Source organism: Paenilisteria newyorkensis, from assembly GCF_000766145.1.
Lineage (GTDB): Bacteria > Bacillota > Bacilli > Lactobacillales > Listeriaceae > Listeria_A > Listeria_A newyorkensis.
In genome coordinates this window covers 233,198-252,751 of the sequence record NZ_JNFB01000012.1, presented here as the reverse complement: position 1 = coordinate 252,751, position 19,554 = coordinate 233,198, and the positions used below count along the sequence as shown (strand labels likewise).

22 protein-coding genes are annotated in these 19,554 nt (G+C 43.8%); 14 read left to right on the top strand and 8 right to left on the bottom strand.

Features of this window, described 5'->3' with window-relative positions; translation table 11 throughout:
* Positions 1-50: 50 nt before the first annotated feature.
* Together EP58_RS05735 and EP58_RS05730 are read left to right on the top strand one after the other, a co-directional pair.
* Complete coding sequence (locus EP58_RS05735; protein WP_036091146.1) at positions 51-413, top strand: YxeA family protein; 363 nt, start codon at positions 51-53, stop codon at positions 411-413.
* Positions 414-429: 16 nt separating this feature from the next.
* Complete coding sequence (locus EP58_RS05730) at positions 430-771, top strand: YxeA family protein (RefSeq protein ID WP_036091143.1); 342 nt, start codon at positions 430-432, stop codon at positions 769-771.
* Between the two features lie 64 nt (positions 772-835).
* Here the strand turns inward: EP58_RS05730 and EP58_RS05725 are convergent, their stop codons facing one another.
* Entirely contained in the window at positions 836-2,254 is a 1,419-nt protein-coding gene (locus EP58_RS05725) for an aminotransferase-like domain-containing protein (protein ID WP_036091140.1), read from the bottom strand.
* A 984-nt stretch (positions 2,255-3,238) separates the two neighbouring features.
* On the opposite strand from EP58_RS05725, the gene pdxS reads away from it, so the two are divergent.
* The gene (pdxS, locus tag EP58_RS05720) at positions 3,239-4,126 is read left to right on the top strand and encodes a pyridoxal 5'-phosphate synthase lyase subunit PdxS (RefSeq protein WP_036091137.1); all 888 of its coding nucleotides are present in this window, start codon (positions 3,239-3,241) and stop codon (positions 4,124-4,126) included.
* Position 4,127: 1 nt separating this feature from the next.
* Positions 4,128-4,694, top strand: a complete 567-nt coding sequence (gene pdxT / locus EP58_RS05715; protein ID WP_036091135.1) for a pyridoxal 5'-phosphate synthase glutaminase subunit PdxT — start codon at positions 4,128-4,130, stop codon at positions 4,692-4,694.
* Positions 4,695-4,747: 53 nt separating this feature from the next.
* On the opposite strand, the gene pta is transcribed toward pdxT, so the two are convergent.
* Together pta and EP58_RS05705 are read right to left on the bottom strand one after the other, a co-directional pair.
* A complete protein-coding gene (gene pta / locus EP58_RS05710; RefSeq protein ID WP_036091132.1) occupies positions 4,748-5,725 on the bottom strand; it encodes a phosphate acetyltransferase in 978 nt (325 codons plus the stop codon).
* A 192-nt stretch (positions 5,726-5,917) separates the two neighbouring features.
* A complete protein-coding gene (locus EP58_RS05705; protein ID WP_036091129.1) occupies positions 5,918-6,637 on the bottom strand; it encodes a pseudouridine synthase in 720 nt (239 codons plus the stop codon).
* Between the two features lie 181 nt (positions 6,638-6,818).
* On the opposite strand from EP58_RS05705, the gene EP58_RS05700 reads away from it, so the two are divergent.
* Genes EP58_RS05700 through EP58_RS17215 form a run of 3 tightly spaced genes read left to right on the top strand, consistent with a single transcriptional unit; the run spans position 6,819 to position 9,194 of the window.
* The gene (locus EP58_RS05700; protein ID WP_036091126.1) at positions 6,819-7,049 is read left to right on the top strand and encodes a FeoA family protein; all 231 of its coding nucleotides are present in this window, start codon (positions 6,819-6,821) and stop codon (positions 7,047-7,049) included.
* A complete protein-coding gene (gene feoB, locus EP58_RS05695) occupies positions 7,046-9,034 on the top strand; it encodes a ferrous iron transport protein B (protein WP_036091123.1) in 1,989 nt (662 codons plus the stop codon). The genes EP58_RS05700 and feoB overlap by 4 nt, the downstream gene beginning before the upstream one ends.
* Before the next feature lie 16 nt (positions 9,035-9,050).
* Positions 9,051-9,194, top strand: a complete 144-nt coding sequence (locus tag EP58_RS17215; protein WP_059141181.1) for a FeoB-associated Cys-rich membrane protein — start codon at positions 9,051-9,053, stop codon at positions 9,192-9,194.
* Between the two features lie 37 nt (positions 9,195-9,231).
* Here the strand turns inward: EP58_RS17215 and EP58_RS05690 are convergent, their stop codons facing one another.
* Positions 9,232-9,456, bottom strand: a complete 225-nt coding sequence (locus EP58_RS05690) for a helix-turn-helix domain-containing protein (RefSeq protein ID WP_036091121.1) — start codon at positions 9,454-9,456, stop codon at positions 9,232-9,234.
* A 138-nt stretch (positions 9,457-9,594) separates the two neighbouring features.
* Between EP58_RS05690 and EP58_RS05685 the strand changes: the two genes are divergently transcribed.
* From EP58_RS05685 to EP58_RS05660, 6 genes are all read left to right on the top strand, one after another.
* Positions 9,595-10,329: an NADPH-dependent oxidoreductase gene (locus tag EP58_RS05685; protein ID WP_036091118.1), complete on the top strand. Its 735-nt coding sequence runs from the start codon at positions 9,595-9,597 to the stop codon at positions 10,327-10,329.
* A 19-nt stretch (positions 10,330-10,348) separates the two neighbouring features.
* Positions 10,349-11,302: a mannose-6-phosphate isomerase, class I gene (gene manA / locus EP58_RS05680; protein WP_036091115.1), complete on the top strand. Its 954-nt coding sequence runs from the start codon at positions 10,349-10,351 to the stop codon at positions 11,300-11,302.
* A gap of 304 nt (positions 11,303-11,606) precedes the next feature.
* Positions 11,607-12,362, top strand: coding sequence for a hydrogen peroxide-dependent heme synthase (hemQ, locus tag EP58_RS05675; protein ID WP_036091113.1), 756 nt, complete (start codon positions 11,607-11,609; stop codon positions 12,360-12,362).
* 900 nt (positions 12,363-13,262) lie between these two features.
* Positions 13,263-14,030, top strand: coding sequence for an ABC transporter ATP-binding protein (locus EP58_RS05670; RefSeq protein WP_036091110.1), 768 nt, complete (start codon positions 13,263-13,265; stop codon positions 14,028-14,030).
* Positions 14,017-15,951, top strand: coding sequence for an ABC transporter permease (locus tag EP58_RS05665; RefSeq protein ID WP_036091109.1), 1,935 nt, complete (start codon positions 14,017-14,019; stop codon positions 15,949-15,951). The genes EP58_RS05670 and EP58_RS05665 overlap by 14 nt, the downstream gene beginning before the upstream one ends.
* A gap of 131 nt (positions 15,952-16,082) precedes the next feature.
* Positions 16,083-16,454, top strand: coding sequence for an iron chaperone (locus EP58_RS05660; RefSeq protein ID WP_036091107.1), 372 nt, complete (start codon positions 16,083-16,085; stop codon positions 16,452-16,454).
* Positions 16,455-16,755: 301 nt separating this feature from the next.
* Here EP58_RS05660 and EP58_RS05655 read toward each other — a convergent pair whose 3' ends face one another.
* The 4 genes from EP58_RS05655 to EP58_RS05640 all read right to left on the bottom strand — a co-directional run bounded on the left by EP58_RS05655 (position 16,756) and on the right by EP58_RS05640 (position 18,495).
* On the bottom strand, positions 16,756-17,130 hold the full coding sequence (locus tag EP58_RS05655; protein ID WP_036091106.1) for a DUF423 domain-containing protein: 375 nt from the start codon (positions 17,128-17,130) through the stop codon (positions 16,756-16,758).
* Between the two features lie 16 nt (positions 17,131-17,146).
* Entirely contained in the window at positions 17,147-17,434 is a 288-nt protein-coding gene (locus EP58_RS05650; RefSeq protein WP_036091103.1) for a YwdI family protein, read from the bottom strand.
* Positions 17,434-18,006 (bottom strand): maltose acetyltransferase domain-containing protein, encoded by a 573-nt coding sequence (locus EP58_RS05645; protein WP_036091101.1) that lies wholly within the window; start codon positions 18,004-18,006, stop codon positions 17,434-17,436. The genes EP58_RS05650 and EP58_RS05645 overlap by 1 nt, the downstream gene beginning before the upstream one ends.
* A 102-nt stretch (positions 18,007-18,108) precedes the next feature.
* Positions 18,109-18,495 (bottom strand): DoxX family protein, encoded by a 387-nt coding sequence (locus EP58_RS05640; RefSeq protein WP_036091099.1) that lies wholly within the window; start codon positions 18,493-18,495, stop codon positions 18,109-18,111.
* 192 nt (positions 18,496-18,687) lie between these two features.
* On the opposite strand from EP58_RS05640, the gene EP58_RS05635 reads away from it, so the two are divergent.
* Entirely contained in the window at positions 18,688-19,554 is an 867-nt protein-coding gene (locus tag EP58_RS05635) for a Cof-type HAD-IIB family hydrolase (protein WP_036091098.1), read from the top strand.

Genomic DNA, 19,554 nt, shown 5'->3' with positions numbered 1-19,554 from the left:
TTTGGCACGCTATAATAAATGTATCAAGTAAAGGAGTTGACATCTTACTTATGAAGAAAGCAATGATTGCACTCATCGTTATCGTTATTATCATCGGCGGCGGATTGCTGGCCATGCGTTTTGTGAATTTTAATCGATTGGGCGCTGATGCCTATTATGTCAAAGTAGAAACAGACGGTAAAAAAACAAGCGGCCAAGCAAGCGATGGTTCCACTTATACAGACTATAATTACGATTTCACCGGTTACAACGAAGATGGTAAAGGAAAACAACTCGAGCTTATCGCCCAAAAGAACTTACGAAAAGGCGCATACCTCGAAGTATTCGTAAAAGAAGATAAAGGCGTGACGTCCTATCAAGAAGTTAAGCAGGCGGACGTTCCAAAAAAAGCCGCTGATCAATTAAACAAGTAAAGAAAGGTTGAGGAAAATGAAAAACAAAAAAGGATTATTACTCGTGTTAGCAGGATTATTGATTGCACTATGTGTCGTATTTGAATATGGTATGCCCTCAGATGCTGCTGCCAAGGCCTATTTTGTAGATGTGAATACGAACGGGGAGAAAATCCAGAAAAACCATTTTTCCGGCTATAAATACACATTGAAAGCTTATAAAAAAGATGGAAGTTCGGAAAACATCACATTTTACTCACCTGATAAACTAGCGAAAAACAAGAAATTCAAAATTCATGTTGCGAATAACCAATTTGTCGCGAACTACAAACAAGTAAAAAAATTACCATCCACGATTCAATATTATGCAGAGCAATAAAAAATGGTGTTACATTGGAGGGCAGTCGCCTTTTATGTAACACCATTTTTATTTTGATGTGCTCCTATCCAGTGATAATGTCAGCTAATTTCTTCTGAATACCGATTAATTCCGTTTCATTTAATCTCGCAAAAGTCAGTCTAATCGACGGCTCTTTAATACCAAATAAAAAGGCTGGCATCACTAGTAATTTATGTTCTAAGAAAATATCAAAATCCCGATTCATCCACATTTTAGTGTCAGGTAAATGGCACCATAGATGAAATCCGCCTTCTGGGATATGGTACGTGAGTCCCTCCGGTAAATGCGCAATAAGTGTATCCCTTTGCCTCCTTAATGTTTCTTGTAACCAAACAATATGTTTGTCAAAACCAAGATCATTCAAAACGTGATTCGCCAAAACTTGCGGGAAAATACTGAGTCCAAAATCCATTTCTTGGCGCGCTTCGGCAAGCCTCGTCACGACAGCCGCAGGGCCAAGAAGCCAACCAATACGCGTCGTGGAGCCCATGACTTTTGATAAAGAGCCGATGTATAGAACGTTGTCAGGGTCTAATTTTTTTAGAAGTGGCGGCATCGGCTGGTCGGTGAAGGCTAGCATACTGTATGGATCGTCCTCTACGATTGGAACTTGGATTTTGGCACATAATTTCACGAGTGCTTCCCGGCGTTCTGTGCCCATTGTCAAACTTGTTGGATTTTGAAAAGTTGGATTGACAAATACCATTTTGATGCGATGTTTGCGGTAAAGTTGCTCCAGTTCGTCTAATTTCACGCCAGTTTCGTCCATCGGTAACGCATAGATTCGTAAGCCAGCCGACTGAAATATCGAAAGCGCATAAAAATAAGATGGTGATTCAATGGCAATCGCATCCCCGCTCGTTAATAGGCATTGCGTAATTAGGAACAAGGCTTGTTGCGCACCAGATGTGATAAAAATTTGATCTAGGCTCGTTTTAACATCGTGATCTCGCGCAATCATGTCGCGAATCGTTGCTTTTAGTGGTTGATAACCTGCCGTGTCTTCGCTATCTTCTTCCGCTAAGAAACTTTGCCAAGATAGGGCTGGGGTCGAGATTTTTGGAATGAGGTGAACTGGGAGCTCTCCAGAAGCAAGATCGATGACGTCATCCGGCGATTCGCGCAGGAGTTGCTTCATTTTATCCATGTAGGGCGTTGCTTGCAAAAAGGAACCTTGCGTGACGTAATGACGCCAGTTAGTTTTCTGACCGGTGAAAACGCCCCATTTATCTTCGCTGATTCGGGTGCCACTTCCTTGCTTGCGCGTGATAATACCACGTGCGCTGAGTTCGTCGAGAGCTTTGACTAGCGTGGAACGATTGACGTTTAGCATGGCTGCGAGTTCGCGCTCTGCTGGGATTTTGTCGCCGGGGAGTAATTGGCCTACTTCGATGTAGTCTTCGATAAGCGTTATGATTTGTTGGTAGATTGGGAATGATTCTGTTTTTGTGATTTTCCACATGGCGATTCCTCCTTGTTTTGTTGTGGCTCTTTGTTGTGGCTCTTATGAGGCATCACTTGCCGATTTAGAGCCTCAATATGAGTGTGAGCAAAGCGAGCATTCGTCCCTTGTTCTGCCTCATGACTTGTGCCTCTAGATTTAGTTTTAAGAGCCGGACTAATAATAATTCGGTAGTTATTCCTCATCTAGCAATCACGCCTGCGGGAACGCGCCGATTTTTTACGTATCATCGTTTCCAGATCTAGCTTTGTTGTGGTTCTTGAAAAGCGTCGTGTGCTTTTTTAGAACCTCAATATGCAGTGGAATGTAATGAGACTGCCTTCCTTTTTCCGCGTCATGACTTGTGCCTCTGGATCTAACTTCAAGAGCCGGACTAATCATAATTCGGTGGTTATTCCTCATCTAGCAATCACGCCTGCGGGAACGCGCCGATTTTTTTACGTATCATCGTTTCCAGATCTAGCTTTGTTGTGGTTCTTGAAAAGCGTCGTGTGCTTTTTTAGAACCTCAATATGCAGTGGAATGTAATAAAACTGCCTTCCTTTTTCCGCATCATGACTTGCGCCTCTAAATCTAACTTCAAGAGCAAGACTAATAATAATTCGGTAGTTATTCCTCATCTAGCAATCATGGTTGCGGGAACGCTCCGATTTTTGACGTATCATCGTTTCCAGATCCAGCTCCAACAGCCAGCCTCTCGGAATTTTCGGTGCCTCCGCAAAAACCAAAAGAGGGTTTTCACTGCGCCCCCTAACAAATAAAAGGTTGTCAGTTTCACTTTGTTCAACTGCCTATTGATTCACTAAATCAAACCAAACAACGGTTTGAAAGTTCATCAACATAACGGGCTTCCTCAGCTTTTCATAATTGGACCACCATTTTCCCCTCCAATTGGCTGTTTCTTAAAATTTGGTTTTAGCTTACCATAAGGTGGACAGGTTTCCAAGGCAGAAGTTCTACATATATAAAGGAGGAATGGATCAAATGGAAAAGCAAACTGGTAGTGATTTGGTAAAAAGAGGTATGGCGCAGATGCAAAAGGGTGGCGTTATCATGGACGTTATTAACGCGGAGCAAGCGAAAATCGCGGAGGATGCTGGTGCTGTGGCTGTTATGGCGCTGGAACGGGTGCCCTCTGATATTCGTGCCGCGGGTGGCGTCGCTCGTATGGCCGATCCGCGTATTATCGAGGAAGTGATGAATGCGGTTTCGATTCCAGTCATGGCGAAAGCTCGGATTGGTCATATTTCTGAAGCTCGCGTATTAGAAGCGATGGGCGTCGATTATATCGATGAAAGTGAAGTTTTGACCCCTGCTGATGATGAATTCCACCTTCTAAAAAGCGATTTTACCGTACCTTTCGTGTGTGGTTGTCGCGATCTTGGCGAAGCGCTCCGTCGTATCGGCGAAGGTGCCTCAATGCTTCGTACAAAAGGTGAGCCTGGAACTGGTAATATCGTGGAGGCCGTTCGCCACATGCGCAAAGTGAACAGCCAAATTCGCAAAGTAAGCGTGATGAGTGACGATGAACTAATGACCGAAGCGAAACTTGTAGGCGCTCCTTATGAACTTTTAAAAGAAATTAAAGCGCTTGGTAAATTGCCGGTCGTGAATTTCGCGGCTGGTGGTGTCGCGACGCCTGCGGATGCTGCCTTGATGATGGAACTTGGCGCGGATGGTGTTTTCGTTGGATCGGGTATTTTCAAATCGGATAATCCGGCTAAATTTGCGAATGCGATCGTGCAAGCAACGACGTATTACACAGACTATGAACTGATTGGCAAACTTTCCAAAGAACTCGGTGCAGCAATGAAGGGAATCGAGATTTCTCGTTTAAACCCTGAAGATCGTATGCAAGATCGAGGCTGGTAACATGAAAAAAATTGGTGTTTTAGCGCTTCAAGGTGCTGTATCGGAACACTTAGACGCGATTTCACGGACTGGTGCCACTGCAGTTGCCGTGAAGCATCCCGATCAGTTGCAGGATCTCGACGGGCTCATTTTACCCGGTGGCGAAAGTACGACGATGCGCCGGCTCATGAAGAAGTACGATTTATTCGAAACGATTCAGGCATTCGCGAAAGCTGGAAAAGGTGTTTTTGGGACATGCGCGGGATTGGTTTTGACGGCACGCGAAATCGACGGTAGCAACGACGAAACGCTCGGTTTAATCGATACCGTTGTGATGCGAAATGGTTTTGGCCGGCAAAAAGATAGTTTTGAAGTGGCGATTGCGATAAAAGGTTTGGAGGGCGAGCCGTTTCCAACGGTTTTCATTCGAGCGCCTTACATCGCCTCGGTGGGTGAACAAGTGGAGGTTCTCGCAACTGTTGATGATACATGCGTCGCGGCAAGACACGGAAAAATTCTCGTCACCGCATTTCATCCTGAACTAACTGGTGACACGCGCTTACTAGAGCTTTTCATTGCGTCACTCTAAATAAAAAATACCGATTGCGAAAATAAGTCCGCAATCGGTATTTTTGTATGCAATTATTCTGCTACAGCTTGTGCCGCAGTGATTAGCGTTAAATTGTAAACATCTTTCGTATTACAGCCACGAGAAAGATCGTTCACTGGCGCGTTCAAGCCTTGTAAAATCGGGCCAACCGCTTCAAAATTACCGAGGCGTTGCGCAATTTTGTAACCAATGTTTCCTGCTTCTAGACTTGGGAAAATAAACACGTTCGCGTCTCCTTTAAGAACGGAGTCTGGTGCTTTGCTCGCTGCTACGGAAGGAACGAACGCTGCGTCGAATTGGAACTCGCCGTCAAGTACTAGATCAGGCGCTTTTTCTTTCGCGATTGCCGTTGCCTCAGCCACTTTCTCGGTTTCCTCAGACTTAGCCGAACCTTTTGTCGAGAAGCTAAGCATCGCAACGCGTGGGTCGATGCCGAATACAGATGCTGTTTCCGCACTGACAATTGCATTTTCTGCCAAATCTTGCGCAACAGGTGCAATGTTGATCGCTACGTCACTGAAAACATATTTTTCGTCGCCGCGTACCATGATCATCGCGCCCGCTACTTTTGAAATGCCAGGTTTTGTTTTGATAATTTGTAGCGCTGGACGAACCGTATCCGCTGTAGAATGCGCTGCGCCACTCACAAGGCCATCCGCTTTTCCAGTATAAACCAACATCGTGCCGAAATAGTTCGGGTCAACGAGGATTTTGCGCGCGTCTTCTTCTGTCGCCTTGCCTTTACGACGTTCCACAAACGCTGCAACCAACTCGTCAAAAAGTGGATCTGTTGCTGGCTCATGAATTGCGATGCCATCAAGCGATACATTCAGTTCCTTCGCAGTCGCCGCAATCGCCGTTTTATCGCCTAAAAGAATCGGTGTTACAATACCATCCTTCAAAAGCTCCGCCGCTGCGCCAACAATACGCGCATCTTCGCCTTCTGGTAAAACAATGCGTAAACCTTTTCCTGCTACTTGCGCTTTTAACGTTGTAAATAAATCACTCATAATTTCCTTTTCCTCCAATTAAATAATAATATGATATCTCTATTCTACTATGAATCCGAGCACTTTGACAGCAATACAAACCGACTGATACAGTTTAAAATGAGTAGCCTTTGTATCAATACAGTAGCCCACTGTTATTCAAATTGCTTTATCGAACTGTAGCGGTCAACTAATTTCCGCGACTAGTACAGTTTACTTTTCAAATGTCGTCAAAGCGGCTAACTCATCCGGCGTTAACGGGCGGTATTCTCCGAGTGCAAGCGTTTCATCTAAATGCAACGCCCCCATCCGCAAACGTTTCAAGTACACGACCTGTTTATCGACTGCCTCAAACATCCGCTTCACTTGGTGGAACTTCCCTTCTTGAATCGTCACTTCCACATCAGAAAAACCATTTTCGACTTGCAAAATAACTAATTCCGCCGATTTACACGTATAATTATCTGAAATCGTAACGCCATCTCTAAAAATCGCGATATCCGCTTCCGTCACAGCGCCTTCGATTTTAGCAAAATACGTCTTATCCACATGCTTTTTAGGAGATAATAAATTATGCGCCAAAACACCATTATTCGAAATAAGCAGCAATCCTTCTGTATCTTTGTCCAAACGCCCGAACGGGAAAAGTTTTTTCAATCGATCCCGCTCCTCTAACAAATCAATGACCGTCTGATCCCAATTGTCCTCCGTCGCACTGACGACGCCTGGTGGTTTATTCATCATCAAGTATGTAAATTCTTCGTACACAACCGTTTCTCCGTAAACTTCTACCGAGTCTTGCGCCACATCCACCTGAAATTTCGCTTCTTTTTGGCGCACATCGTTCACTGTAATCGCACCATTTTTCAGTAGCTGTTTCACTTCTGTTCTACTTCCAAAGCCACTGTTCGCGAGCAATTTATCTAATCTCATTCCCTCAAACGCCTCCATACCCGATTTTGCATTTCTTCTATATAACCCATTCTACCGTTTATTTCGAATCCTGACAATTGCGCTCGTTCTGGTTTTACTTTTCAGAGTGGATTTTATATGCTAAAATAGAACCAATTGATAATGATAATCATTATACATACGATCGGAGGCACCAGTCAAAATGAAACAACTAAATGAAGTAGCTATTGGGGAGCACGTTACGATTACGCAACTAAATATCGCAAATCCTAAGCTTGAAAAACGGCTTTTATCGCTTGGTTGTAAAATCGGTTGTGAAGTTTGTATCAAACAAAAAGGTTTATTTGGTGGGCCTTGCACATTTGAGACGAAAGGGCAGTATATTAGTATTAGAAACTGTGATGCGTGCGCTATCATGGTCGAGATACGATGACGACGGTTTGTTTACTTGGAAATCCTAACACAGGGAAAACCTCGCTTTTTAACGCGCTTACTGGTTCGTATGAAACGGTCGGCAATTGGAGTGGCGTGACCGTGGAGAAAAAACTCGGGACGCTGCGCCAAAAAGCTGGTAAGATTATTGATTTGCCAGGCATCTATGATTTGAGTCCGCTCTCACATGACGAAACCATTGTCACCCGTTTTTTGCTTGAGGAGCGTTTTGATTCGATTCTAAATATTGTGGACGCCTCGCAATTGGAGCGTAATTTACAGCTCACCGTACAACTACTCGAGCATGGCGCGCCAATCGTGATGGGGCTAAACATGGTCGACGTCGCTGCTAATCGCGGTATTCGCATTCAAATTCCTGCCATTGCGCGCAAACTACATATTCCAATTTTGCCTGTCGTTGCTAGAACTGGAAAAGGCACGGATGAAATTCTTGCGGCTATTACCGAAAAAAGCCCAGCGCCCGCACGTGGCCTCATTTTGCCATATGGAGAAGCAGTGGACAAAGCGATTTCGGAGTTACAGCCCATCATTGAGCCGCATATAAAACCAAAACAACAGCGCTGGTTTAGCGTCCAATTTTTCAGTGGAAATGAGGCGATGACTGATTTCTTGAAACGCCATAACTTGCTCACAGATGCCCTCATTATTCGGGGTCGCTTGCAAGAAAAGCTGGAAACGCCGCTAGAACTGCATTTCTATCAAATTCGCGAAGCTTTTATTGCAGATATTTGTTTGGAAACCGTCGAGTATACGAAAAAACATAATATCCCGCTTTCCGATAAGCTTGACCGCGCGTTTACGCATCCATGGCTTGGCATTCCGTTGTTTCTGCTCGTGATGTATCTCATTTTTCAAGTTACATTTACGTGGATTGGCGTGCCCCTTTCCGATTTGCTGGATGGCTTTTTTGGCGGTACTTTATCCGATTGGGTGACTTCTGGCTTGACGTTTATCGGCGCTTCCCAGTTCATTATCGACCTCATTGTTAGCGGAATTATCGCGGGTGTTGGCGGCGTCCTTGTTTTCATCCCGCAGATTTTGGTGCTGTTCTTCTTCATTTCACTATTGGAGGACTCCGGCTACATGGCGCGGATTGCGGTCGTGATGGATCGCGTGATGGAGTTTTTCGGTTTAAATGGCAAGGCGTTCATACCGATGATTATCGGCTTCGGCTGTAACGTCCCAGGAATCATGGCCGCGCGCTCCATTGAGGAATCCAAAGAACGAACCTTGACGATTCTCGTGACGCCGTTCATGTCCTGTTCCGCGCGACTTCCCGTTTACGCGCTTTTTGCCGGTGTATTTTTCGCCCAAAATCAAGCGCTCGTCGTACTTTCCTTTTACGTGATCGGCATCGTGCTCGCCCTACTCGTGACAAAAATTCTGTCCGTGACACTGCTCAAAAAAGACAATTCGGTATTCGTGATTGAGCTCCCGCCTTACCGCGCCCCGTCTTTCCGCACATTGTGGCGCAGCACATGGGAAAAAGGCCGCGGCTTCTTGCGAAAAGCTGGAACCTTCATTTTCGCAGGCTCCGTTATTATCTGGCTGTTAAACTACACTGGCCCAACCGGATTCAACGTCCCAATGGGTGAAAGTTTTCTCGCCATATTCGGCAGTCTGCTCGCTCCAATTCTCGCACCACTCGGATTCGGAACTTGGCAGGCCGGCGCGACACTCATTCCCGGTTTTTTAGCGAAAGAAGTCGTAATTTCCACCATGTCGATTATTTACGCAACAAAAGAAAGCACGCTCGCATCCGTGGTCGGCATGCATTACACACCGCTATCCGCCTACTGCTTCATGCTTTTCATTCTATTATACATTCCTTGTTTGGCGACAGTTGCAGCAATTCGAAAAGAAATCGTTTCCTTCAAATGGACAGCTTTTGCGGTGATTTATCCACTCGTAACCGCCTATGTCCTAACACTTTTAGTCTATCAAATCGGACGTTTATTCTTATAAAAGGAGGCTGTGAAAAATGATAAATATTGTAATCGGTGGCCTCATATTCGGCTACACAATCTATGCGCTCGCTCGCTACATCAAGAAAAGCAAACAAGGCAAATGCGGCGGCTGCGATCTGGAAAAATCCTGCGATAGCGACAAGTCAACACCATTCTGATACGAAAAAATTCCACCTAATTTGATGTGGAATTTCGTTATGTATACGGTCGATATTTTTTCCGAAGCGACACTTGTTCATTCTTCCGCGCTTCCAAATCATCTCTAAAAAACAAACTAACTTGCCCCTTTTCAACGCGCTCTATTTTCCCGCGCTTCACTAGTGATGACAGGGCTTGTTTGGAAATTCCTAAAAACATAGCGGCTTCTTCCGTCGTAAAAAAATAGTTTTCCAGTAGGACGATGGCTTTCTTTTTATCCATGCGCGCTCACCTGCTTTCTATCGTTATTTTACTGGAAGTCGGATGCTTTTTTCAACTCTTAGCCTAAAAATACTTTCATCTAATTCTAAAAAAGGCTATACTTAGTCTGTTAACAGTATCGAAATGGAGGTATTTCCTATGAATCCAATCATAGATCATCTGCGGAATCATCGTTCTTTCCGTAAATATCAAACGGATAAAACGATTCCAAAAGCGCAATTAGACAGCATTGTTCGTTCTGCTCAAAGTGCCCCATCGTGGATTAACGGTCAGCAATATTCGATTATTGCCATCCAAAATCCAGAGCGCAAGGCTAAAATGGCAGAGCTCTGCGGCAACCAACCTTACATAGCGGAAAGTTCCGTTTTTCTCGTGTTCGTCGCTGATTTCTATCGCACACATCTGGCGAGTGAACAACATCAAGGTTCTCATTCCGCGGTTCAAAATGTGGACGCTTTACTCGTTGGGGCGGCCGATGTTGGACTTGCGTGTGAAAATGCGATTATCGCCGCAGAATCCTTTGATTTAGGCGTTGTTTGCATCGGTGGCATTCGTCGCAACATGGCAGAAGTCATCGATTTTCTAAAACTGCCAAAACACGTTTTTCCGGTTGTCGGGCTTTGCATCGGTTATCCTGATGTGGAAATGCCGATTAAACCCCGTTTCCCGAAAGAAGCCGTATACTTTGAGGAGACATATCAAACGGACGTTGCGGACTTGATGGCGGATTATGATGAAACGATTATCCCTTTCTCAGCACGCGAAGGTGGTATTTCTTGGACAGCGCGCGTTTCGAAATTTTACGATAAAGATTACTATCCTTCAATCGCAGAAACGCTGAAACAACAAGGTTTTTTGATGAAAGATGTATAAAAATTAGGAGGCAAATACAATGACAAAAGCTTTATTTTTAGATTCGGTTTTTCAAGATCGCATATGGGGAGGCACGAAATTACGTGATTTCTTCGGCTACACGATTCCAACAGAGACGACTGGCGAACATTGGTCGATTTCGGCACATCCGCACGGCCCTTCTACAGTGAAAAACGGTGAATTTGCTGGAAAAACGCTGATTGAATTATGGGCGGAACAACCTGCTTTATTCGGCAATCCGAAAGAAGCCGTATTCCCATTGTTGACGAAGATTTTGGACGCGAACACGGACTTATCTGTGCAAGTTCACCCGAATGATGCTTATGCGAAAGAACATGAAAACGGCGAACTCGGCAAAACGGAATGTTGGTATATCATTGATTGTGAGCCAGGCGCCGAGCTTGTTTATGGACATAATGCAACGTCGAAACAGGAGTTGATTGAGTGGACGCGTGACGGCAAATGGAGCGAGTTGCTTCGTAAAGTCGCAATTAAACCAGGCGATTTTTTCTATGTGCCGAGCGGCACGATTCACGCGCTGTGTACCGGGACGCTCGTTCTGGAAACGCAGCAAAGCTCTGATACGACTTATCGTGTGTACGATTACGATCGCGTTGACAAAGATGGCAACAAGCGCGAACTTCACTTGGAGAAATCCATCGATGTGACGACCGTTCCTCATCATGACGCCGTTTTAAATATCACAACAAAAACAACTGGTGCTCTAACAGAAACCACGTTTGTAAACAGTGAATTTTTCGCGGTGTATAAATGGGACATCAACGGAAAAGCAGATTTCACGGCTACCGCTCCCTACACATTAGTCAGCGTCCTATCAGGCGAAGCAACGCTAACCATCGACGGCGAAGCAACACCCATCAAAAAAGCAGACCACTTCATTCTACCGTCCACATGTAAAAACTGGACCATTGATGGTGATGTGAGCTGCATCGTTTCGACACCTGCAAAATAATCTTTTGACTAGCCTTCACATCTTTTTGTGGAGGTCAGCGTGTCGACAAACGCTCATTTTCGTCGTTAAAAACTCCGTTCCAGTGCTCACATACCCTAGTATGCTCCGCGCTGGTACTCGCTTTTGCCTAGAAACTAAGCATTTGTCGACACGCTGAGGTTTTGCGAAAAATCCAGTGAAGTAGTTTTTCTAAAGTAGGGCTCCACATCTTTTTGTGGAGGTTTTTTTCACAAACAGGACGCCAGACAAGCTTCCTGTTTTTATGTTACAATTCAAGTAATACATAGGAAGGAAGTGCTTTATTATGAATGAAGCTGTTAAAACATTAGATGGTTGGTTTTCGTTACATGATTTCAGAACGATTGACTGGCCTGCGTTAAGAGAAGTTTCTCCTGCTGATCGCGATTCTATGCTCAATGAATTACAAAATTTCTTGGGCGATATGGATATTACGAAAAAAATGGGAGAAGGCGAGCATACGATTTATTCGATTGTTGGTCAAAAAGCGGATTTGTTATTTTTCACGCTGAGACCAACACTTGAGGGCTTGAACGAAGTCGAGAATCAATTAAACAAACTCCGGATTGCGGATTACTTACTGCCAGCCTATTCGTATGTTTCCGTTGTGGAACTTAGCAATTATTTGGCGAACCATATGGCAAAAGGGGAAGATCCTTACGAAAATAAGCACGTGCGTGAACGTTTGTATCCAGAGTTGCCAGCGCGCAAGCATATTTGTTTTTATCCGATGACGAAGCGACGTAGTTTATCCGATAACTGGTACATGTTGCCGATGGAAGAACGCCAAGCGATGATTCGTGACCATGGGGCGATTGGCCGTACGTATGCTGGGAAGATTAAGCAGATTATTGGCGGATCGATTGGTTTAGATGATTTCGAATGGGGCGTGACACTGTTTGCAGATGATGCGCTTGATTTTAAACGAATTGTGACAGAAATGCGCTTTGATGAATCTAGTGCTCGATTTGCCGAGTTTGGCTCGTTCTTGATTGGGAATTATGTTGCAGCAGACGAGTTGCCGAATTTTTTTAGGATTTAATGATGGTAAAATAAGATTTAGAGCCCACCCCCTTGTGATGAGGGGGTGGGTTTTGTTGTTGTGGCTCTTATGAAGCATCCCCTGCTGAATTAGAGCCTCAATATGCATGAGAACGCAGTGAGCATGTAATCCACCAGCGGCTCTTATCCCCGAACCATCACAACTCAACTATTGAAACGCCATGTTTTAAAACACCTAATCATGCGCAGCGTCATGTTTCACGCCTCCAATCTAACCTCAATATACAGTGGAATGTAATAAGACTGCCTTCCATTTAGCCAAACCCTCGAAATTTTCGTAGCTGAACAGCGGACTAATAATAATTCAGTAGTTATTCCTAACCCAGCCATCACAATTGCGGGAACGCTCCGATTTTTGACGTATCATCATTTCCAGATCCAGCTTTGTTGTGGTTCTTGAAAAGCGTCGTGTGCTTTTTTAGAACCTCAATATGCAGTGGAATGTAATGAAACTGCCTTCCTTTTCAACAGACTCTCGGAAATTTCGTGGCCTCCGCAAAAACCAAAAGAGGGTTTTCACTGCGCCCTCTATGTTGTGGCTCTTATGAGGCATCCTTTGCCGATTTAGAGCCTCAATACGAGTACGAACAGAGTGAGATTCGTTCCTTGTATTTTTTCGAGTCTAACGGGCTCTTTCAGCTTTTCATTAGATCAAGCTTCAACGGCCAACTCCTCGAAAACTTCACGCCCTCCACAAAAACCAAGTTCGGGTTTTTCCTGCGGCCGCTCCAGTTTTTGTCGGAGCTGAACGGGCCGTTTCAGCTCTTCATTATTACAAAATTGTAAGTCTTCCCTCCCATAATGTCATCTTAGTCAATGGAACGCGCCTCTTTTTCCCGTTAAACTAAGATTATAAGTTATTTATTTAGGAGGAGTTTACATGGAAATAGTTCTACAGGCAAAAAATGTTCGTAAAGTTTACGGCATTAAAGGAAATGTTTACACAGCTTTAGATAATATTAGTCTGGAAATTGCAAAGGGGGATTTTGTTGGTATCATGGGGCCGAGTGGGGCTGGTAAATCAACACTTCTGAACGTCTTCTCAACCATCGACAAGCCAACTTCTGGTGAAATTCAGATTTCTGGTCAGGAACTGGAATCAATGAACGAACAACAAATGTCCGCGTTCCGCCGGGATCAGTTAGGTTTTATCTTCCAAGATTATAACTTGTTGGATACACTGAATGTTCGGGAAAATATTATCTTACCACTCGCACTCGCAAAACGTCCTGTGAAGGAAATGGAAGCGAGTCTTGAGAAAGTCGCCGATACGTTTGGCATTCGCGATATTTTAGATAAGTATCCGAATGAGATTTCTGGTGGACAAAAACAGCGAACTGCCGCAAGTCGTGCGATTATCGCGAATCCTAGTTTGATTTTCGCGGATGAACCGACTGGGGCGCTTGATTCTAAGTCAGCCACTGATTTGCTCGAAAGCTTGAAGGGCCTCAATGAACAGGAACATTCCACGATTATGATGGTGACGCATGATGCTTATGCGGCGAGTTTTTGTAAGCGGATTTTATTCATTAAAGATGGCGCGATTTATACGGAAATTTACCGTGGCACGAAGACGCGTAAGGAGTTCTTCCAAAAAATTCTCGATGTGTTGGCGCAACTAGGAGGGGACATGAATGACGTTATTTGACCTAGCAAAAAAGAATATCAAACATAATTTTGTCCATTACTTCCTCTATTTCGCGTCGATGATTTTCTCGATTATGATTTACTACACCTTTGTCTCGTTAGCGAAAGATCCAGCCGTTGTGGAGCGCATCGATAGGAGCGCCAAGCTTTCCGCTGTGTTCAACGCCTCATCGATTGTCTTGATTATCTTTGTCGCGATCTTTATTTTGTACTCCAATCACTTTTTCACACGGAAACGCAAAAAAGAAATCGGCCTCTATTCCCTACTTGGTCTTCGTAAAAAAGAAATTGGTCGCATGCTTTTCTATGAGAACTTTTTGATGGGCGTGGTTGCACTTGTTATCGGGATTGGACTTGGAACATTACTATCCAAGCTATTCGTCACGGTGCTGCTCAAAGTCATGAATTTTGGCGGTGTGAGTAATTTCGTCTTTTCGATGGATGCCGTGATTAATACGGTCATTATTTTCATCATTATCACGCTGATTACATCATTTACCGGTTACCGTATTATTTATCGCACGACACTTCTCGATCTTTTTCATTCGGAAAGTAAGCGTGAAAAAACGCCAAAAAATAATCCTATTCTAGCAATTCTTTCGATATTACTAATTGGAGTCGGCTACTTCCTTGCCCTCCAACCACTTGATGACAGTAGCCTTCTAGCAGAGTTAGGCCCAGGATATAGCATGCTGGCCATCCTATTCTCCGTTATCATCGGAACGGCGCTACTACTAAGCAATTTCTTACCGTTCTTACTCAACCAGATTCGCAAAAATAAACGGATTTTCTATAAAGGCACGAATATTATTAGTAATTCCCAGCTCGCTTTTCGGATTGGATCGAATGCGAGAACCCTTGCTATCATCGCGATTTTGAGCGCTACAACACTGACAGCAATTGGTGCAATCGGAAGTATTTACTACAACGTCAACAAAGAATCCGCCAATTCCTTCCCTTCTACTTTTGAATACACGGTTGTCGATCAAAAAAGTAACCAAGAAGCATTGAAACTTGCTGAAACCAGCACAAAAACACCGATGACTGGCCATCAAGAAACGGCTTTGAACCATATCAAGGCGACAAGTGATCGCGAAATGCCAATGGAATATGATCCTGAAAGCGGTTTTACTTTCATCAGTCAAACAGCTTACAATAAACTTCTAGCCTTACAAAATGATACAGAAACAACAAAAGCTGATCTAAACAATGATGAAGCGATTCTGATTGCACCAGGTTCCCTCTTTGATGAAAAAGCCACGAAAATGCTTGAAAATCAAAGTTTTATCTTGGAAAATAGCACGAAGCAAAAAATAACGCTAACAGAGACAATAAAAAGTTCACCGATCGCTAGCCTATATGCTCTGCTCATTATCTCAGATGATGTAGCTAAAACGATTTCGACTCAAAAAACACAAACCATTCAATCCATCATGGTCGATAATCCAAAAGACGCGATTCCACTAAGTGAACAAATCGATAAGGCGCTTCCAGAAAACGCTAATTTTATAAGTTATCCAACCAACTATGAAAACGCAATGAGTATCAGTGGCGTACTTCTTTTCATCGGCATGTTTATCGGCCTCGTTTTCCTTGCAGCAACTGGTAGTATTATCTACTTCAAGCAACTAACCGAAGCCTACAACGATGTCGCCACCTATGATATCCTGAAGAAAATCGGTTTAGATCGCAAAGAAATTCGCAAAACAATCGCCAAGCAAGTACTCGTGATTTTCCTTATTCCGCTCGTACTTGGTATTGCTCATAGTTCCGTCGCGCTTAGCATGCTTTCCAATATGTTGCAGATGGATCTCACATTACCAGTTCTCATCAGTACAGGAATCTACACAGCGATGTTCATTATTTACTACTTCCTGACAGTCAACACCTACACAAATATCGTCATGGGCAAAAAGAAATAACCACAAAATAAGAAGTATGGCGCACCAATCTTGTCGACTGGTACGCCATACTTCTTTCCTGTTTACTTGTATTTTCACCCATTTACGCTAAAATAGACATATATCTTTTAAAACTGACTGGAGGCACGAAGATGGAAACTATATCAGATTATTTAGCAAAAATCGACAACCCTGAACACCGCGCACAAATGGCAGACGTTTTCAATTGGGTCAATGAAGAATTTCCCGACTTAAAGTCAAAAATCGCATGGAACCAACCAATGTTCACCGATCACGATACGTTTATCGTCGGATTCAGCATTGCCAAGAATAACTTCGCCGTTTCCCCAGAAGCAGTCGTTGTCGCTCGTTTTTCAGATGCTATCAAAGCAGCTGGCTACACACATACAGCGAACCTAGTGCGCTTCCCGTGGGATAAACCTGTGAATTATGATTTGCTGCGCGACATGATTGCGTTTAACATAGCGGATAAAGCAGACTGTGAGACATTTTGGCGGAAATAAGAATATGCGTGATGCAGCGTCCTCTTTTTAGCGGGCGTTTTTTTCATATAAAGACAAAAAAATATCGCTAGACCGGCAATGTCAGCAGGTTTAGCGATTAAAAGGGAGTTTAAGGTAAGAAAGACTCTCAATTACTAAAAAGGGAGAAAAAGTAATTAAGATGTCGTTGCTTACATGTATAATACCCCGCTAATTTGGAATGTAATCCTTTTTTTTAACTTTTTTTATTAAGGTTAGGTAACAATAATTACCATCGTTCGAGTGATACGGTGAAATCCCTTCTTACGCAACACTTTTTATATTACAGAGCTGGTTTATCTTTTGCTACGGCGATAATAAAACAAATCCATCCGGCGATGAATGCTACGCCGCCAAGTGGTGTAATCGCGCCTAAAACGGATACTTTCGTGATGCTAAGCACGTATAAACTTCCTGAAAATAGGATGATTCCAGTTGCAAACAAATAGCCAGCAGTTCGTAATAAGCCGCTATCTAGTTTTCCGAGGAGTAAACCTACGATTAGAATCGCTGTTGCGTGAAACATTTGGTATTGGACGCCGGTTTCAAAGGTCGTGTGGTAACTTCCAAGTGTTTCTTTCAGCGCGTGTGCTCCGAAAGCGCCTATTCCTACGGCTAAACCTGCAAATATCGCTCCTAGTATTAACATTTTTCTCATTTCTTCCTTGAACCTCCTAAAAATCTAACAGTGAATCGCCATTGGATCCGTCTTCTGTTTCTATTTTCCCACCGCCAAGTGTTGTGGTTTTTGCAATTGGTAATTCGCCTGTCATCGCTTGGTATTCCATGCTTGAGCTGAGGCTTACTGGTTTTGCAGATGGTGTTTCTTGGCCGCGCATCACGTCAATCAATACGGCTAATCCGTGCAAATGTATTTGTTTTTCTTGTTCAGATGAAGCTGCCTTCGCGAGGTTTAACTCCTGTTCCATCTTCGCAAAAAGGGCTTGGTCGGATACTGTCATCAGGCGTTTTCCTCCTGCTTATCTAACTGACGAATCACGCGGGCTGGATTTCCTGCAACGACGGTATTGGCCGGCACATCTCGTGTTACGACCGAACCAGAGCCAATAACGGCATTATCGCCAATCGTGATTCCCGGATTGATGACACTACGGCCGCCAACCCACACGTTATGCCCAATCGTAACACTTTTCGCCAATTCCTGCCCACTATTGCGTTCCGTCGCATCCAGTGGATGGTACGCTGTATACACATGCACGCCCGGCGCAAACATGCAATTATCGCCAATCTTAATCGGTGCGCAATCCAAGAACACGCAATCGAAATTCGCATAAAAATAATCGCCGACTTCCAAATTGTAACCATAGTCACAGCGCACATTCGGCTCCATATAGACCGCTTTTCCCGCCATGCCTAGGAGTTCTCGAATATGTACTTCGCGCTCGTCACTATCGCTCACAACGCCATTAATTTTCGCGCATAGTTCACGCGCTCGAATCCGATCCGCCACAAGTTCCGCGTCCCCCGGTCGATATAATTCGCCACTAATCATCTTTTCACGTTCTGTCATCATTTTTAATAGCCACCTTCCATAATTTATCCACTCCTTCCATTATACCGTTTTTCCAGCAAAAAGCCCAATTCAAAAATATTTCGGAACTGGGCTGATAACGCATTATTTTTCTATTTTTTCATTTGCTGGTAGGAATTGAAAAATTTGCTTGAACGAGCCTGTTATCAAGGTGACGACGGATAGCACGAGCAGGACGAATTCTGGTTCGTAGCCGCCTAAGAAGCCACTTGAGAATTTTACTGTCACGATCGCAACGGCCAAAACGACCACGAATAACGCCGAAACATAAGGAACTAACACGCCAAAAACGAGCGCCAAACCACCGACTAATTCAATCACGGCAACGACATAAGCCATAAAACCAGGAATGCCTAAACTATCGAAAAACTGCACCGTTCCGCCAATCCCGTTCGTGAACTTCTGTAAGCCATGCAGGAACATCAGCCCTCCAAGTAAAATTCGAACAATCAAAATACCGTATTTATTCATTTTTCTAATCTCCTTTATCTGTGTAGTAAAATTAATTATGTCGAAAAAATATATCCTACCGCTTAACTAGGTATTAAATTTTTATTAAATCTCCACTTTATAACCCCTGATTTCCCGATTTTACTTACTGCAATTTTGTTGAAAAAATGATATCCTAGTGTTGTAGGTACGAAAATGGGAGGATTCTATTATATGATAAAAGTAATTGCTTCAGATATGGACGGCACACTGCTTAACTCAAAAATCCAAGTGGACGATGAAGGTGTGAAAGCCATCGAACAGGCTCGGGCAAAAGGCATTCATTTCGTCTTATGCACAGGGCGAATGTACGATGACGCGATGCAACTCATCAACCACGCGAACCTTTATGCACCAGCGATTTGCATGAATGGTGCTGAAATTCGTGACGAACACGGCAAGATTTTGAAACAAATCCCGATCGATAAAACTTCAGCACGATATACCTATCAAGTTTTAACGGATTTGGGGATGTATTGCGAATTTTTCACCGATATTGGTCCGATTTCGCCGAATAAAGATAAAGGCATCGAGCTTATGAAAGAAATCCAAGCGAAAGTTCACCCTGATTTTACCGAGGAAGAAATTCACCGCTATGTCGAGGAACGCTTTGAAAGCAAGGACGTTCATGTGATTGATGATCCCGAACGCCTTTTCACAAACGAGGATATCACGATTTTGAAATTTATCGCCTTTTCTTCTGATCAAGCGGTGCTCAAAAAAGCGAAAGACGCGCTTGAGTCCAAAGGAAATCTGGCGGTCAGCTCTTCGTTTTCTGACAACATCGAAATTACACATATCGACGCGCAAAAAGGCCTTTCCCTGCAATTTTACGTGGAAAAACTCGGCGTGACGATGGACGAAACCTTCGCGATTGGCGACAACTTCAATGACGTTTCCATGCTGAAAATGGCGGGTTACAGCGTCGCGATGGGCAATGCCGAACCGGCTGTCAAAAAACTAGCCAAACACGTCACGGATTCTAATGACGAACATGGCGTGGCAACTGCCATTCACAAAATGCTCGAATCAAATAATTAA